Raw genomic sequence first — 17,380 nt, forward strand, 5'->3', positions numbered from 1 at the left:
AGCGACCGGCTGTATGACGCGCTGCCGGGCCTCCGTCAGGCCGGCAACAATGTCGCGCTGTGGTTCTTCCAGCCGACCGCGCGTGAGCTGGTCGTCGACTGGGACGACGAAGCACCTCACGTGGTCGCCGCGCTTCGCGCTGCCATCGGCCCCTATCGCAGCAGCCACCACGCTCGTGCCCTGCTGCGCGCCCTGGCCGTCAACCCACAGTTCGCCAAACTCTGGACCACACACCCCACCGCCGTCCGCTACGGCCGCCCGTCCGGGAAACCGGTCGTATTGCAGTACACCGGTTCTCGCGGCCCGGCCGCTATCTCACTGCAGATCAGCGAATTCCACAGCCCACACTCCATCCTCGTCGCGTACGCCATCAGCAACGCCAGCGCGGGCTGCAAATAGCCGTCTGTGCGACAGCACCTTCCAAGGCAGAACATCATGCGCGCTTTCATGACCGGAGTCGCTCACACCACAGGGGAACGGCGGCCGATCACAGGAATAGAATCTATCGCCGCCGAGCCAGGACTAGTCGATACCCTGCACCAGGTCGGACTTTCCAACTATCGGCACGCTCGCGACTCGCCCATCGACATGGCCGCCGTCTGTATTGCGGAAACGCTCGACCAATCGCGGATGCCGGCGTCCGGGATCGACATCCTCATGCTCGCCTCCTCCACCATCGGGTTCGGCCAGATCGAAAACACCGAACTCCTGCGACTGAGCGAGCGCTTCGGCCTCACCCACGCCACACCGATCGGGGTCTCGGCCGCCGAATGCGCCAACTTCGGCACCGCCTTGCATCTGGCCCGCACACTCGTCACCACCGGCGAAGCCCGCAATGTGCTGCTGGTGACCGCCGATGCCTGCACCACACCCGAACAACGCCTGCTCCGCCTAGTCAACTCCGTCGTCAGCGACGGCGCCGCATCCTGCCTCATCACCACACAACATGCCCGCATCGAAATCCTCACCACCAGCACCGGCACCAACCATCTCATCCGCGCCGCCACCAACCCCGACGCAATAGCCGCCCTCACTCGCCGCACCCTGATCGGTCTCGTCGATAACGCACTGTCTCGCGCGAACATCGACCGCGCCCAGATCCATCAGGTGATCACCAACAACATCAACACAGAAGCGCTGCGGTTCATAACCCTGTCAGCTGGACTCGACCATAACCTCACCTACCTCGATAACGTCGCCGACTTCGCTCATGTCCATTCCGCCGACAACCTCATCAACTTACAAAGCTATCTCGAAGACGGCGCCGCGCCCGACCAGATCGTCCTCACGGTCAGCCACGCCTTCGGCACGTGGGGACTGGCTCCCCTCCTGATCCGCTGACGACCCGCCCTGACCATCCACGTCGTGTGACCTCGCCATAATGCGGGTCTCTACCTGTGGTGAATGGTGCGGCATCACCTCGCAGTTCAGGATCGAAGAAGGACCTCCCTTTGGCTGCTGACCGATTGGCCTTGCCTGACGCCGCACAGATGCCCCGAGGGCGTCGCACAGGGTGGACCGCAGCCTAGCCAGATCTAGAGGGGACCTCCTCGAAAAGGTTCCAGCTGCTTACCTCTTCAACGGGTCTGCGCGAAGCGGGCTTGAAGTCGGTGCCGAGCGTATAGGCAATCGGGAAGAGTCCAACTTGGGTGTAGCCGTCTGGGATGCCGAGCAACTCGGCGGTCTGTCGCTCCCGCAGCAAGTGGACAGTTGTCCATGCGGAACCTAAACCCCGCTCGCGCAGGGCAAGCATGAAACTCCACACAGCTGGAATGACGGATCCCCAGCGGCTTGCCTGCATAAACACGTCCATGCCGCGCATATCGCACTTCAGGACGGGAATGGCCAACATCGGGACCTCGTGCAAGTGCTCGCCGAGATACTCGACCGAAGGTCTCGTCCGGCCAGACTGAGCAGGGTCCGGGTTGCGCATATCCGAACGAGCCATCGCCTCGGCCAGACCATCACGGTACAGATCTGAGACCTGGGCGCGCACTGCCGGATCATCGACCATCACCCAGTGCCACAGTTGACGGTTCGAGCCATTCGGGGCCTGTAATGCTAGTCGCAGGCACTGGTCAACGACTTTGCGCGGCACGGGGCGAGACAAGTCGAGACGCTTGCGCACGGTACGAGTGGTCGTAAGTGCTGTTTCGAGTTCCATCGACGTCGCTCTTTCGTTGTGGGCTGCTCTGCAACGAGAGCTGCAAGCAGGGGTCAGGTTCACAGATCCTCTTCGACTGCGATGACGAATTAGCCTCTCGCTGCCGGGCTCAGACCGGTGGTCAGAACGTGGAATCACAAGACGTAGTCAAGCGGCCTGCACATCGACGACGGACCAGAATGCACGCATGCTCGTGATCCGCGCGTCGGCGTCGAATGTCATAACGTCGATAGGTTCGATAGCGATCACCTTGTCCGCGGTCACCGTGACGACCCGAAAGACGAAGGCCGCGCTGTCGCCGGCCACCCGGACGGTACGGAGTTCGGTAGAGGTCTTCACCGAATCCAGTGCGGCGTAGAACTTTTCGATGGCCACCCGGCCGACCAGAGGTTCTGATCCCACCGGATCCTCGAGCGTCGCGTGTTCACTGAACAGCGCCGCGATCTCAGCGGACGTTCCGGAACCGACCGTCGCGACGTACCGCTCCACCGCCAACCGAATCTTTGCGGCATCTACCATCTGTTTCTCCTGGACGAGCTGGACCACAGTACGAAACCAGCTGCTTCGGTCCAGGCCGCCCCGCCTTCCCAGCCAGTGGGACACATGTGGATTACGACCCTGGCCTGACGCCGATATCGAACCCACCTGCCGCGACCAGCGAGCGACTGGTAGCTCTGCTTCGACGGATACTGTGTGCGGCCGCCGGCAGGAGCCGCCCGATCAATGCCTGGTGTCTCGTTTCCCGATCAGCGAAACACCTTCGATCGGACCCATCCCATTCAGTGAACTGTGGCGGGTTCCTCATAGGACCTTCGGTGTTACAACGGATTTCGACACGAGGTACCTATAGCCGCGCACACACGGATCGCAGCTGCCGCGCGCGAGACGCACCAATTTCGACGTTCCAATCAAGCGCTTGACGGCCTCGCTGATGGGTGTCGCGAGAAACAGGACAGGGCGGGCCCTGCCAAGCCCCGCCGGACCTCGAGAACGAGGAGAACCATGACCGAGGGCATCAGCATCGACCGGCGGCGGTCGGTGGACGTGGTCATCGTGGGCGCCGGGTTTGCCGGGCTCTACGCGATCTACCGACTGCGGGGCCAGGGACTGTCAGTACGGTGCGTGGAGGCGGCCGAAGGCGTCGGAGGAACCTGGTTCTGGAACCGCTATCCGGGTGCCCGCTGCGATGTCGAGAGTATCGACTATTCCTACTCTTTCGATCCCTCTCTCGAGCAGGAATGGGACTGGACCGAGCGCTATGCCGCCCAGCCGGAGATCCTTCGCTACCTCGAGCACGTGGCTGATCGCTACGACCTACGCCGTTCGATCACTTTCGGCACTCGCGTCATCGCCGCGCGATTCGAAGAAGAGATCGGCCATTGGCTCGTCGAACTTGCCGATGGGTCGACGCTCACCGCACGATTCGTGGTCTTTGCGACCGGAACTCTCTCAGCCGTGCACGCGCCGAATCTGCCGGGTTTGGAGACCTTCACCGGGCGAACGTTCCACACAGCGCGGTGGCCTCACGAGGACGTCGACTTCACTGGTCGGCGGGTCGGGGTGATCGGCACCGGCTCCTCGGGTATTCAGATCATTCCGATCCTCGCAGAGCGAGCGGACCACCTCACAGTCTTCCAGCGCAGCGCGAACTTCTCGATCCCCTCCCCTAACGGCCCGCACACCGCCGAGACGCGAGCAGCGTATCGCGCGAGTTATGCCGAGCGTCGACGTCTGTCATGGGACAGTGGCGGTGGCTCGCCGCATCGCCCCCACGACAAGGGAACGTTCGAGGTGTCAGAGCAAGAGCGCCTCGAGATCTACGAACGCCAGTGGCAACTGGGCGGCGTGCTGTTCAGTAAGGCGTTCCCGGACCAGATGAACACCGACGAAGCCAACGCCCCCGCAAGGGAATTCTTCGCTGCGAAGGTCCGCACGATGATCGAAGACCCCGCGTTGGCCGCGAAACTCATCCCAACCGACCATGCCATCGGGACAAAGCGAATCTGCACGGACTCGGGCTACTACCCGACCTTCAATCGCCCGAACGTCGCTCTCGCAGACCTACGCGAGGCGCCGATCGATGAGGTGACGCCTACCGGCGTCCGCAGAGGAGACATCGACCACCCGATCGACGACCTCATCTTCGCCACCGGCTTCGACGCCCTGACCGGCGCGCTCGCCGCGATCGACATCCGCGGGCGGGCCGGCCACTCGTTACGGGACGAGTGGGCGGCCGGCCCGAGAACCTATCTCGGCATCGAGGTAGCCGGGTTCCCGAATATGTTCATCGTCAACGGCCCCGGTAGCGCGAGCACCTTTACGAATATGGTGTTGTCCGCCGAGCACCAAGTCGACTGGATCGGCGACACCATCACCCACCTGGATTCCCGAAATCTGTGGGGCATCGAGGCCACATCATCTGCCCAGGACAAATGGGTTCGGCACTGTGCCGAGCTCGCGGAGAACACACTCTTTCCCCGCGCGAACTCCTGGTACATGGGCGCGAACGTACCGGGCAAGCCTCGGGTGTTCATGCCCTATTTGGGCGGGTTCGCCACCTACCGCAAGCGGGTAGCGGAGTCCGTCGCCGAGGGCTATCGAGGGTTCGCGCTGCTCAGGACTCCCTAAGTCCGATATCCGGCCCCGTCTTGTGGGCCGACCTGAACGTAATCGATTCGGAGGATCAGGCCGCTATTGCGTTTCAGACGATCTCACCGACCATCACCAGTCCTGCCACGGCACGATCGTGTGTACGGCGGCGCTGAAGATCGTCTCCTCGGCCTCGCGACACGGCGCGCCGCGTCCTGCTGTGTCCCACTGCTTCTCGCGCTCTGCAATATCTTGGGTCACCGTCACCGGGTCGTCATCCAGGTACAACAATCGAATATGCAGCGAACCACTCGGGTACTCCCGGCGCCCTTCACCGAGCGGCAACGTTCGATGTTGCTGCACGGCTTGCAGAGCAAACGTCCACGCACCGGCCACCCCCGAGCAGCTCAACAAGTCCGGAATTCGTACCTGATCCTGCCAACGGAACTGCTCATGAGCCCCGGGCCCGTGTGGGTCCGCTATATGGTCCACCCGCACATGCAGTCCGCGGTTGGGTCGAAAGGGCAGCGCATCGGCCGACACCAGAACACGCGGAGCGACATAGCCTTTCACAGGAGTGAAGAACGCCAGCAACGAACGACGAATGCCGGGTAGCATCGGTCCCCTCCCCCACTGAAACGAGTCCTCGCCCAGCTCGTCCCACTCCGCGATGCTCTGCTCATAAGGAGGCCGGAACCAGTACATGGCGACGTAGTCCGTGTTCGCAAGTTCGCCGGAGGCACAATCCGCGGCACCGTCATGGCGCCGACGTTGCCATCGATCACCCCACGCCACACCGGGAAGCAGCAAATTCTCCGGCCGGTGATCCAGCTGATGCCACTGGTTGTATTCGCGATGCCGATCCGGGGCGGTCATTTCGATGAACGAGAAGAATGCTCGCTCCGAGAACAACTTTCACCTCCTGCGCTGGAGGCCCGCACGGAGATCCGCGCGCGCTCGAGGAAACGGTACGAGAGATGAGACATCGTCGGGACTGGTCCTTCCAATCACCGGGAGACGCGCACGGCACGATGACAGCCCAGCGCAGCGTGCCAGGCCCACATGTAACTCGGTGGCGTGGCGTCGTTTGTGGCACTGTCCGTGACCGTCCGGCCAACTGCGATGAACAGTCACGGACCGTGCTCACAGGTCCGGATTTCTTTGTCCAGGAGGCGTAGCCAGTCCCGCGGGTCGAATCTCAGTGAACGGCAGCGCCGCCAGTGGCAGGCGTGCGGCCGTGTCTCATGACCAAAGCAATGACCAGGGCCGCACCGACGGCGATCGCTGCGAACCAGAAGCCCAGCTCGTAGCCTCGATCAGCGTAGACCCCGGGGATGACGCTGGTTTGTGGCGGCTGTCCGGCGACACTGACGACGGCCCGGACAGGATGTGCGTTGACGAATGCGGTCACCACCGCGACGCCCACTGCTACCCCCATGCTCTGCATGATCCCCAGCATGCCGACGCTGATGCCCTGCTGTTCTTGCGGGACAGCTTCGGTGATGAGATTCGGTGCGGCTGCGTAGTAGCACCCTTGGGCAATACCGAGAACGGCAGAGACAACAGCGAACAACTGCCACGTATGTGGTGCTACGGCCTGCACTACCGCTCCGGTTGTGAAGATCGTTGCCGCAACCAACAGCGGTAGCCGCGCACCGAACTTGCGCGCGAGGACGCCCCCAACCAGACCGAAGACCATCGCCAGGACGCCGAAGGACAGCGAAATCTTCAGTGCGAACTCGAGCAGGGTGAATCCGCTTCCATAGCTGTAACCGGGATCGAAGCCGACGCTCACCATTTCCGGCGGGAGCTCATGCCCTGTCAATTTCGTCACCTGCGCGAGGGTCGCGTCGACCACCCCGCTTTTGATCACGCTCTGATCCGGCGTCTGCACCATGTACGCAACGGCATAGCCTTGCACGCCGATCATGCACGATGCCAGGACTGCAGCCAGGAGGACCAAGCTGACCCGAGGATGGAACAACAACCTCATATCCATGATCGGCGTGGCGACACGGAACTCCACCGCCACGAACAACGCGAGCGACAGCAGACCGACGATCAGCCACGCAAGAGTAGTCGGCTTGGCCCACCCCCAGTCCTGACCTTTATCTATGTAGATCAGAACAAGCGCGCCACCGATGGAGATAAGTCCCGCACCGACGAAATCGATGGACTCTCGCACCCTCAGTTTCGACTCGGGTACGAACAGGAGCACCAGCGGCAACATCACGACGGCGAACCCGAACAGGAACCAGAACATCGCACGCCAGCTGTAGTTGTCCACCAACCAGCCCGCCAGGATCGGCGCCAGCGCCGCCGAAAAACCGAATCCGGTGGACGTGATACCCAATCCGACAGTTACATACTTGCGCGGCATCAAATCCCGGATCAGGCCGTAAGCGACGACCGCGGTCGCGATGGCCGACGACTGCAGACAGCGGCCGACGAGAAACACAGTCCAATTCGTCGCGATGGCCGACAGCAGACAACCGACGATGAACAGCAGTCCGCAGATGACGAACATCCGCTTCTTGCCCCACACATCGCTCATCTTGCCGATCAGGGGCGACGCGGCCGCACCGATCAACCCGAACACGATCATCGCCCAGGTGATGTTCGCACCCACGCCGGGAAACGACGGCGCGATCTTCTGCAGCGCCGCCGCGATCATCGTGTACTGAATAGGGGCGACCTCGGTGAACAACACGATGATCGCGAGCACAGAGAAGATCCGCAGACGCGATGCCCCGTCGAGCCGGCCGGTCTCATCGGGTACCTCGGACCCGGCCTCCGTGGAAGTGGTGGTCATAACAACCCCTTTCGGGCTGCGGCTAACACGAACGGCGTGAACCATGTCACAGCGATCGGCCAACGCCATCAACCGTTTTCACTGAGCGAAATCGGAGTTCCGGCCACGGTGATTTCAGTGAGTGGAAACCGCGCCTCCGCGATGCAGTCTCGCGAGGAACAATCGGCCGCGAGCCACTCGATGAGCGATCCACCGACCCCGAGGGGCGGTCCTCGCCTGCAAGCAGCGTCGTCACCCGACGTAGGCGAAACCCAATGGGCGCCAGCCCATACCAGAAGGAGGAGACATTGTGACCCGGGTCATCTACGCGCGGAGCGTGCACGACGAAGCCGAGATCAACGCATGCCTGGAGGTGCTGCGCGGAGGACCGTTCGCTCTGAAGATCGGTAAGAACGTCGCCGAGATGGAGCAGCGGGTCGCCGATCTCTACGGGAAGCGCTTGGGCCTGATGTGCAACTCGGGTTCGTCAGCCCTGTACCTCGCACTGGAACTGCTGGACCTGCCGAAGGGGTCGGAGGTCATCACTTCGCCCCTGACCTTCTCCACAGACGTCTCTCCTATCGTCCGCGGAGGGTGGATCCCCGTCTTCGTCGACGTGGAGCCTGACACGTACAACGTCGATGCGTCGAAGATCGAGGAACTGATCACCGAGAAGACCAAGGCCATTCTGCTGCCCAACCTCGCGGGCAATGCACCGGACTGGGACGCGATTCGGGAAATCGCGGACCGTCACGGCCTCAAGGTCATCGAGGACTCCTGTGACTGCATCGGCACCACTCTCCGCGGCGAGAAGACCGGCGCTCGTTCCGACATCACGGTCACGAGCTTCGCCATGTCGCACATCATCACCTGCGCCGGAAACGGTGGCATGGTATGCGTCGACGATGAAAAGCTGCGGGACAAAGGCCTGATGCTGCGCCGGTGGGGTCGCCGCTCGGAACCACATCTGTTCGGCTCCGAGGCAGCCAAGACCGGCCGGGTGTTCCGAGAAGACCTCGACGGCGTCGCCTACGACAACGACTTCATCTTCGACGTGCTCCCATGGAATTTCGAGCCATCGGAACTCGGCGCCGCATTCGGCCTGGTGCAGCTGTCGAAACTCGACATCAACTACAAGCGCCGGGCGGAGATCTTCGACGCATTTACCGGAGCATTCGGCAGCTATCCGTCTCTCTTCCGGCTCCCGAAGCAGCTTCCCGGCTTCCACACCGCGTGGTTGTGCTATCCGGTCACGATCCGCCAGGACGCTGGGTTCACTCGCTCGGACCTGCAGGAGCATCTGGAATCGGCAGGGATCGACACTCGAACGGTGTGGAGCGGGAACGTGACTCGCCACCCGATGATGCGCAATGTCGAGTACCGCATCCCCTCGAGTGGCCTTCCGAACGCCGACGAGGTATTCGAACGGGGAATGTCTCTGGGAATGAGCCACGGGACGACCGACGAAGAACTGACCCATGTTGTGAACAGCATTCACGACTTCGCCCGACGCTACGCTGCAGAGGCTCCCGCACTGTAGTTGTACGCCCCGCCGACCATGGACAGGTATCGCGGACTACACGAAGACCAACGGTTCATTGCCGCCCCGAACGGAGACCATCAGGGTTCTCCCGCTCGGGGCGGCTTCGTGTTTTCTCGTTCGACATCGACAGTGAGCCGTCTCACTGAATAAAAACCGAAATACCCAAAACACGTCGCGGCCGGTATTCAGTAGATGTCCATTCAGGAGTCGAGGCTCCTCGACCGGACGCTCACAATTACCGCGACGGGATACGTCGACCTGAAATCACTTCCGAATCGGCAGAAAGCATGAAATGAAAAAGATAACGACTACAACCGCATTGTTTCTGTCCATGCTCGCCGCTGCAGCGGGCGTAGCCGGCGCCGATGCGGGCACGACGGCACCCGGCCGATCGCTCGCGACATCGGAACAGACCCAGCCGATGGAAACAGCCGAAACAGGCACTGCGCCATCGGCGACCCCCATCGATCCCGGGACCGAATACTTGAACGCCTTTACAGCGGTCACCGGGGCGTTCGCTTCCGATTCAACCGTCGGAAGGGTCGTCGGCACAGCGGCAGGCGTGGCCATCGGATGCCCACTCGGCGCGGTGACAGGTGGCTCGCTCACGATCGCGGCACCAGTTCTGACACCCGTCGGCATCGTCGGCGGGTGCATCCTCGGCGCCGGCGCGCTCGGCTTTGTGGGCGGCACCGTCGGAAGCATCATCAGCGGGTCGCCGGCTCTCGTCAACGCACTCGGTCAACAGTACAGCTCACTGCATTCGAAAGGGTTGATCGCAGCCCCTCTTCCGGACAGCGGCACCGGTAGCGAATAACCAACCCACTCGACTATCTCCGATACCAGAGATGAGACTTCGATGAAATTCAAGAACCGGACCATCGCGCTCACAACATTTACCGCGACAGCATTTGCGATCAGCGTCGGCGGCGCACACGCAGATGCGGGAACTCCCTCGTCGGCCGGAGAGCAACAGTCCCGGTCGATGACAGCGGAAGTAGCACCCGGCTTCCATTATCGCGACGACCTGGTGACAGGCGCGACGACGCTCGAAACTCCCTTCGGTACTGCAACTATCGCGCCCGGTCGCTTCGATATACGCGATGCGACGGGCCATACCGTCGCAGGTACACGGATAGACGACACGCCGTCGTCCTCTTCGCCCAACTCGACTGTCAGCTCGAATCCCGACACTTCACCCAGTGACGAACCCTCGTCGCCCACCCACCGGCCGGCCGAGTTTGCGGCAGCAGACCCGGCGCCGGCGCGCCCGACCAGCGCCCACGACTTGATGTCCGATCTGGGTCAGGCTGTCGAGGCTGCGAACCCGCATATGGGCGCAGCCTTGGCGTTCGGCTCTGTCGTCGGCTCCGTCGTCGGTGCCGCGGTGGGCTGTCCGTTCGGTATTGCCACGGGAGGCACTCTGATGGCGCTGGCATCGCTGGGCACGATGACTGTGCCGGCCATCGCCGCCGGCTGCATCGGCGGCGCGGTGGCGGTCGGAGGGCTCGGTGCAGCGATCGGTGGCGTAGGTCTTGCCATTCCCGTCGGCATCGCTGCCGGTGTCCAGAAGTACAACCAACTTCAGGCCCAGCACGCCGCGGAGACCACCGGCAACACCGGCGTAACGGTTCCTTCCACCAGCCAGTGAAATTTGTCAGCTACGGAACGCGCTGACCGCGCCCGACAGTCTCACAACCGACGATCGGAGCGGTAACTCAGGTTTCCGCTGAGTGAAATCGCGTCTGCTGCAACGCAGCTGAGACTGCTAGAACCGTAACTTCACACGCATGAAGCGCTTGCGCCGGCTGCCCGAGCGGCCGACGCACGCCCAGCCCGCCGAGCTCGACCCCTGGCTCGGCGGGCTGGTATTCCCATGTCGGGCGTGAGGAAACGGCGAAACATCGCCGCTAGGACCTCATGACCGCCCGCGGAACGTTCGCCGCGACCTCGGAAGGCTACACATGGACAAGCCCGTTATCACCCAGACGTTCGGCAACGTCATGGTCATCACCATCAACCGGCCCGAGGTGCGGAATGCCATCGACTCCAGGGTTTTTCACGGACTGGGCGACGCGGCAAACGAACTGGACGAACGATCCGATCTCGCAGTGGGTGTGCTGACCGGAGCGGGCGGAACCTTCTGCTCGGGCATGGATTTGAAGGCCTACTCCGCCGGCAATTTCGGAAGTGGCGGGCGAAACCTCACTGCCGACCCACCCACCAAGCCACTCATCGCAGCGGTCGAGGGCTGGGCGTTGGCAGGGGGGTGCGAGCTGGCTCTGGCGTGTGATCTGGTGGTCGCGGCAGAGAACGCCACCTTTGGATTACCAGAGGTCACGCGCGGTCTCATCGCCTCGGGCGGCGGGCTACTTCGTTTACCGAAGACGGTTCCCTATCGCATCGCAATGGAGATCGCCCTCACCGGCGCACACTTCACCGCCGAATTGGCTTGCCGATACGGCTTGGTGAACCGGTTGACGCCGCCCGGGTCAGCACTCGAAGAGGCGCGGCGGCTCGCGGAAACAATCAGTATGAATGCCCCGCTCGCGATCCGGGCGACGAAAGCCGTCATCAGGGACTCGGCGGGTTGGACAGACGCGTCTGCCTGGGCGGCTCAGGCGCCCGTAGCCGCAGCGATATTCGATTCGGACGACGCACGAGAGGGTGCTCGCGCGTTCGTGGAGAAACGTACACCGCAGTGGAGTGAGCGTTGAACTGGAGCATGTGACCACGGCATGAGCAGGGCGACGGAGACCCTGCGGTCCCGCCACGCAGCCCGACAATCCACGGGCGCTACGCGGCATGCCGCGCTTTCGCGTGGCGCCGTGGCAAAACCTCCGGACAACCGCGACGATGTCGAGTGGTAACAAAACCTAAACGTTACATTCAGTTACAGCGTAAATAGCTGCGTTTGTGAAACCTGTTTCAATCGTCGCGGACGTTTCGACCACAGGTCTTCCCGTCGCCTACCAGCGCCTCTGCCATCGATGTGGGCACAGTTCTACCTTGGGATTACCAGATTCGTTGCGCGTCGCGCACAGTATGCCCGCAACTCGACCGACACGGGGCCGATCGGCAAAATCTGACAGAAATCCGGTAACTAGTTGACGATTGGCAAGCATTAACTCACACTGACCGTAGCGACCTAGCAAGTGCTTGATAGGGAGCGGTTCGAGGACCACTCCCTCCGAACGGAGGTACCCGATGGGGACGAAGACGTCCGCGTCCGAAGAACACAGCTTCCCCGGTCCGAGAAGGCGACGGTCAACGGCCTACTACACGATGGTCGTCATCGCCATCGCGTTGGTGGTCGGCAATGCGAACTTCGAATTCACATTGATCAACGGCGCATTCACGAACATCGCGGAGGAATTCCGAACCAAGGACGTGGCGCTGGTTTTCACGGTCGTCTTCGTGGCGTCGCTGGTATTTCTGCCGATATCGGGCAAACTCGCCGATATTTACGGTAAAAAGAACGTGCTGTTGGCGGTCAGCGTGTTGTTCGCCATCGGATGCATCCTGTGCGCGGTCGCGCAAACGTACTGGATCTTCTTGGCCGGCAGGGTCTTTCAATCCGCCTTCATCGTGGCATATGTCGCGGGATACGGGCTCGTCCGCGACATCCTCCCGGCCCGCATGGTTCCGGTGGGAGTCGGATTCGTTGGCTTGGGCACGGGTGTGGCCGTGATTGTCGGGCCGCTTCTCGGCGGATACTTGATCGACAATTTCGGATTCCGAAGCGCCTTCTGGTTCGAACTGGGATACGCCGTGGTGTCGGGCGTGTTGGTACTACTGGTGGTGCCCGAGAGCGGCGTTCGCGTGCGACGCCGCATCGACGTACTCGGCGGCCTGTTACTGGGCGGAGGTGTAGCGATCTTGGTTTTCGGTGTCGTTACTCCCCGCTGGTTGACTGTAGCGATCCCGGCGTCCGCGATCTTGTTGGTTCTCTTCGGTTTCGTCGAGCGGCGGCGCGAAGAGCCCCTGATCGACATGCGGCTCCTCCGAGAAACCAAGGTTTGGCTGACGCTGCTGACGTCTGCGATGGCGATCTGCGCGGTGACCGCCGGCCCCGTTCTGCTCTCCGAGTACACCCGCATCCCGCAGATTCCCGGCGTACTCGACCGCGGGCTGGGCTGGACGGCACTGCAATTCGGGCTTTACGACGGATTGACCTTCGGCCTCGTAGGGGCACTCGCAGGCTTGTTGGCCGGGTGGGTATGCCGCCGGTTTGCACCGCGCACTGCGTTGTTCGTATCCATCACCGGCACATTCATCGCCCTGACAATCGGCCTGATTCCCATTGCCAGCGCCGGCCTGATCATCACCATCGCCGTCTTCCAAGGAGTCGGTCTGGGATTTCTCTACGCTTCCGCAAACAACCTTGTCATCGAGGCAGTGCCCGCGGAAAGCCAAGGAATCGCAACCTCGATGCTTTACACCGCTTTCGGCGTGATGAACGCCGTCGGCACCGCGTTGATCGGTCGAATTACGGCAAGCCAGTCGGTTCCCGCTGGCGATGGATCTGCGGCGCTGATCATCACGGAGCAGGGTTTTCGTTACTCGTTCCTCCTACTGATGGGCACCTCCGTGATCGCCTTCGCGCTCGCTCTCATCATGCGACACGGCCGGACGCCCGCCACCGGCGGCGCGCTTCCGGAAGATGGCCAGGCCCTCATCCACGTCGCATGAGGGCCGCAACGGCGAGCCGGCGCCACGTCGGCGTGAAATCAGGTTCGATCTCCTTTCTCAGGTGGTGTGATGACCTCGATATCGAGTACCAGCGTCGGATCCGTCATGGAGCAGCACCGGCTACCACCATCGATGATCGAGCGCGTTACCTTGATCATGGACTGCTTCGACCGCCCTCACACCCGCCGAGCGCTGGAGCACGTCGCACAAAAGACTGGCTTGCCGCGGTCGACGGCGTACCGGATCCTCGAACAACTGGTCCGGTTGCGTTGGCTGGACCGAACCGAGACCGGTTATAAACTGGGTCTGCGTTCCCTAGGACTGGGTGGGCGCGAGATCGGCCGCGGCGCCCTCCGGGCCGCCGCGGCTCCGAAACTACTCGAACTGGCACTCCGAACGGATCTCGTCGTTCACCTTGCCGTCCTCGACGGCACAGAGGTGTACTACCTCGACAAGGTCGGCGGGCGGGCCGCGTTCGACGTGCCGACGAGTGTCGCAGGCCGAGCTCCTGCGCACTGTACTGCTGTCGGAAAGGCCATGCTCGCTTGCATGACACCCGAACAAGTGGATGTCGAATATCGGGGAGGACTCGAAAGAAGGACCGCCCGCAGCATCGAGAGCATCTTCGTTCTGCATCGCCAGCTCAGTCAGATCCGTTGTGGCACAGGGCTCGCGACCGAACGTGGAGAGTGCTTTGCTGGGTTCGGGTGTGTAGGAATGGTAGTGCACGGACCCGACGGCCCGGTGGGTGCGGTTTCGCTCACCGCGGCTGCCTACGGCTCCTTCGAGCGCGTGGTCCCACTTCTGGTCAAAGCGGTACGCGCGGTGTCCGACGACCTCTGCAAGTATCAGGGACCGAACGAGCCGGATCAGCTCGTACCGTCTCCCGTCGCGTCGTGAATAGGTTGCCTTCACTCGGCGACGGTGGTCATGATCCGAGTGCCGCCCCTCCCGCCACGAAGTGATCGGCACGGCGGACAAGCCGCGGTCACGTCGAGGAGCCGGTTGGAGTCGGCCACCCTGACATAGGATGGCCGACACGGTCATTCCCCGGGTCGAGCGAATCTCGGCTCCGTACCGATCACGCCCTCCTGTTCGAGCTCCGCGATCGCGCCGTCGGACATTCCGAGAAGGTTCCCGAGCACAAAGTGGTTGTGTTCGCCCAGCAGTGGTGCGGGCATCTTGCGGATGGCAGGCGTTCGACTCAATCTCACCGCCGGCCCGGGATACGGCATCGCACCAACGTATTTGCGCTCCATGACGTGATAGAAGTCCACGGCCCCCAAATGCCGGTCTACCAGCAAATCTGCTGCGTTCTGAACGCGCCCCGCCGGAACACCGATCGACTGCAAACGACGCTCAAGCTCATACCCGTCCCAGTCCACCGTCCAGTTACGGATCACCTCGTCTATCGAGAACCGATCGGCGAACCGCGCCTCAGGCGTACGCCATCGCTGGAAATCGATGACTCCCAGCTCGTCGGCCAGTGCATTCCATTGCACGTCGTCCCGAACGTCGATCGCAATCCAGCGGTCGTCACCGCGTACCGGGTACACACCGCACAACGCGCTCTCCGGGCGTCGGTTCCCGTAGCGAGCGGGGACCGCCCCGTTCATCACGACGTCCAAGAGCTCCCCTCCGAGATGAGGTGTCAGCGCCTCGGTCTGTGCGACTTCGACGTGCTGGCCTTCACCTGTGAGCCGACGGTGCCGCAGCGCCATCAAAACCGACAACGCGCCGACAATTCCAGCATTCGGATCGGCGAAAGAAGTCGAGACCAGCATCGGGTCTGCATCTTCATACCCGCATCGCGAAGAAACGCCGGCGAGTGACTCCGTAATGAAAGCTGTCGCCTTGAAATCGGCCCAAGGCCCCGTAGCGCCGAAAGCCGGCATCGACACCATGATCAATTCTGGATGATCGGCGCTCAGCGTCCCGTAGTCCAGGCCGAGATTCGACATGACGCGAGGGGTGAAGTTTTCGACGACGATGTCGGCCCGCGCGATGAGCGCTGATGCCACCGCCACCCCCTTGGCCTGGTTCAGGTCCAAGGTCACGCCCAGTTTGTTCTCATTGACCGCATTGAACAACGGCGACTGCTCCCACGGATGATCCAGGTCTTCGGGGCCCTCCGTAAAGAGTGCCCGGGAAGTGCGCCACCAATCGGTGTGCGTGCAGGACTCGATCTTGACCACTTCGGCGCCGTGATCTGCCAGCATCTGTGTCAACACCGGCCCCGCCCAGCCCATCGAGAAGTCGACGACTCGCACACTGCTGAGAATTGGTTGCACGGCAACGTCTTTCGCATCGGTCATCCGATCGCTCCCTGCAGCTCGAGTTCGCGCAACTCGGTACTGCCCACGCCGAGCCACGTCGACAGGATGCGGGCAGTGTCGGCACCCAGTCCCGGCGCAGGCCGATCCAATCGCCAAGGCGAAGCGGGGAGCCGCGCGGGAGCGCCCGGATAGACGAGATCGCCGGCAGCGGCATCCGGAATAGTGCGGAAATAGCCGCGAGACTCGTATTGGGGAGAATTCAGTACTTCATCGAGCTCCATGATCTCACATGCGAGCACACGCAACATTTGCGCGGTTTCGAAGAAGTGGCGCTTGTCTATGTGCTCGACACATTCTACAAGTTGTTTCGTAAGCCGCTCCCGTTCGTCCGGATCCGCGGTCGACAATGGGTTCCTCGGTATATCGTCGGTGCCGAGAAGGATTGTCCAGAATTCATCCCAAGCTCGAATTTTTGTCACTCCCACGTATCCGTCACGGACCGGGAAGGCGAGCCAAGGCGCACCGAAACGGTTCCCCTGGCGCTGTCGCACTCGACCGGTGTAACTCAGCCCGACAGTGTCATACAGAAGCGAATTCACCGCAACTTCAAGCATCGAAACCTCCACGTGTTGGCCGACTCCCGACGCTTCGGCTGCGAGCACCGCGAGCACGCTGCCGAACGCTGCATGCTCACCGGCGAGGTATGACACGAACGACCCGCCCGCATGCAACGGTTCTCTGTCCGGTTCGCCCTGAGTCGCCATCCAGCCGCCCAATGCAAAGAGAATCGTGTCGGTCGCGTGATAGTCGCGGTACGGCCCGATCGGACCGAAGCCGGTAATGGAGGTGAGAACGACACTACTGTTCAGCGACTGCAGGTCGGAGTAGTCGAGCCCCAGCTCAGCCATCGTTCCCGGCGGGAAATTCTCGACCACGATGTCCGCCTGCCGGACGAGCCGGCGAAGCACATCGCGCCCCAGCGACCGTCCGAGATCCAGCGTTATCCCCGACTTATTGGTGTTCAGATGCAAAAACAATCCGCCCGCTGTACCCGGTTTTCGGTTCGACGGAAAGGGAGCACTATGGCGCGCAGGATCACCGGCGCCCGGGGTTTCGACCTTCACGACCTCGGCACCGAAGTCGGCCAGTAACTTCGTGCAGTACGGACCGGCAATTTCGGTTGTAAGGTCGAGAACCTTCAGCCCCCGAAGCGGCCCCGGCAGATTCGACGCTCGAGAGTTGTCCATAGCCCGATCTCCTGTGTGAGCAGTATTTATGGTTATCCATAGTCAACTTGTTGACATGCGAAAACAGCGCTCAACGAG

General features: G+C 62.2%; 15 protein-coding genes. 9 read left to right on the top strand and 6 right to left on the bottom strand.

Translation table 11 applies throughout. The features are described from left to right. Window positions 1-399: MmyB family transcriptional regulator (locus tag ON23_RS13530; RefSeq protein ID WP_039778537.1), on the top strand; the 399-nt coding region annotated here is incomplete at its 5' end. A gap of 36 nt (window positions 400-435) precedes the next feature. Then, window positions 436-1,341: a hypothetical protein gene (locus ON23_RS13535; protein ID WP_083903921.1), complete on the top strand. Its 906-nt coding sequence runs from the start codon at window positions 436-438 to the stop codon at window positions 1,339-1,341. 184 nt (window positions 1,342-1,525) lie between these two features. On the opposite strand, the gene ON23_RS13540 is transcribed toward ON23_RS13535, so the two are convergent. Together ON23_RS13540 and ON23_RS13545 are read right to left on the bottom strand one after the other, a co-directional pair. Continuing rightward, a complete protein-coding gene (locus ON23_RS13540; protein WP_039778540.1) occupies window positions 1,526-2,164 on the bottom strand; it encodes a nitroreductase family protein in 639 nt (212 codons plus the stop codon). Between the two features lie 147 nt (window positions 2,165-2,311). Beyond that, window positions 2,312-2,683 carry a nuclear transport factor 2 family protein gene (locus ON23_RS13545; protein ID WP_051042671.1) on the bottom strand — a complete coding sequence of 124 codons (372 nt, stop codon included), beginning with the start codon at window positions 2,681-2,683 and terminating at the stop codon, window positions 2,312-2,314. 483 nt (window positions 2,684-3,166) lie between these two features. On the opposite strand from ON23_RS13545, the gene ON23_RS13550 reads away from it, so the two are divergent. Next, window positions 3,167-4,792 (top strand): flavin-containing monooxygenase, encoded by a 1,626-nt coding sequence (locus ON23_RS13550; RefSeq protein ID WP_039778541.1) that lies wholly within the window; start codon window positions 3,167-3,169, stop codon window positions 4,790-4,792. A 93-nt stretch (window positions 4,793-4,885) separates the two neighbouring features. Here the strand turns inward: ON23_RS13550 and ON23_RS13555 are convergent, their stop codons facing one another. Together ON23_RS13555 and ON23_RS13560 are read right to left on the bottom strand one after the other, a co-directional pair. Next, window positions 4,886-5,665 carry a hypothetical protein gene (locus tag ON23_RS13555; RefSeq protein WP_039778542.1) on the bottom strand — a complete coding sequence of 260 codons (780 nt, stop codon included), beginning with the start codon at window positions 5,663-5,665 and terminating at the stop codon, window positions 4,886-4,888. Window positions 5,666-5,951: 286 nt separating this feature from the next. After that, window positions 5,952-7,565, bottom strand: coding sequence for an MFS transporter (locus ON23_RS13560; protein WP_039778543.1), 1,614 nt, complete (start codon window positions 7,563-7,565; stop codon window positions 5,952-5,954). A gap of 289 nt (window positions 7,566-7,854) precedes the next feature. Here ON23_RS13560 and ON23_RS13565 point away from each other — a divergent pair, with 289 nt between their 5' ends. The 6 genes from ON23_RS13565 to ON23_RS13590 all read left to right on the top strand — a co-directional run bounded on the left by ON23_RS13565 (window position 7,855) and on the right by ON23_RS13590 (window position 14,679). Continuing rightward, window positions 7,855-9,084 (top strand): DegT/DnrJ/EryC1/StrS family aminotransferase, encoded by a 1,230-nt coding sequence (locus ON23_RS13565; protein WP_039778544.1) that lies wholly within the window; start codon window positions 7,855-7,857, stop codon window positions 9,082-9,084. A 295-nt stretch (window positions 9,085-9,379) separates the two neighbouring features. Further along, window positions 9,380-9,904, top strand: a complete 525-nt coding sequence (locus ON23_RS37895) for a hypothetical protein (protein ID WP_143860459.1) — start codon at window positions 9,380-9,382, stop codon at window positions 9,902-9,904. Between the two features lie 42 nt (window positions 9,905-9,946). Continuing rightward, window positions 9,947-10,738, top strand: coding sequence for a hypothetical protein (locus tag ON23_RS37900; protein ID WP_143860457.1), 792 nt, complete (start codon window positions 9,947-9,949; stop codon window positions 10,736-10,738). Window positions 10,739-11,051: 313 nt separating this feature from the next. Beyond that, entirely contained in the window at window positions 11,052-11,804 is a 753-nt protein-coding gene (locus tag ON23_RS13580) for a crotonase/enoyl-CoA hydratase family protein (RefSeq protein ID WP_039778545.1), read from the top strand. 490 nt (window positions 11,805-12,294) lie between these two features. Then, window positions 12,295-13,779 carry an MFS transporter gene (locus tag ON23_RS13585; RefSeq protein ID WP_083903923.1) on the top strand — a complete coding sequence of 495 codons (1,485 nt, stop codon included), beginning with the start codon at window positions 12,295-12,297 and terminating at the stop codon, window positions 13,777-13,779. 69 nt (window positions 13,780-13,848) lie between these two features. Next, on the top strand, window positions 13,849-14,679 hold the full coding sequence (locus ON23_RS13590; protein ID WP_083903924.1) for an IclR family transcriptional regulator: 831 nt from the start codon (window positions 13,849-13,851) through the stop codon (window positions 14,677-14,679). A gap of 143 nt (window positions 14,680-14,822) precedes the next feature. Here the strand turns inward: ON23_RS13590 and ON23_RS13595 are convergent, their stop codons facing one another. Further along, window positions 14,823-16,094, bottom strand: coding sequence for a CaiB/BaiF CoA transferase family protein (locus tag ON23_RS13595; protein WP_051042662.1), 1,272 nt, complete (start codon window positions 16,092-16,094; stop codon window positions 14,823-14,825). Next, window positions 16,091-17,302, bottom strand: a complete 1,212-nt coding sequence (locus tag ON23_RS35935; RefSeq protein ID WP_083903926.1) for a CaiB/BaiF CoA transferase family protein — start codon at window positions 17,300-17,302, stop codon at window positions 16,091-16,093. The genes ON23_RS13595 and ON23_RS35935 overlap by 4 nt, the downstream gene beginning before the upstream one ends. Window positions 17,303-17,380 lie beyond the last annotated feature (78 nt).

Origin of the sequence: Nocardia cerradoensis NBRC 101014, assembly GCF_000308535.1 — a bacterium.
Lineage (GTDB): Bacteria > Actinomycetota > Actinomycetes > Mycobacteriales > Mycobacteriaceae > Nocardia > Nocardia cerradoensis.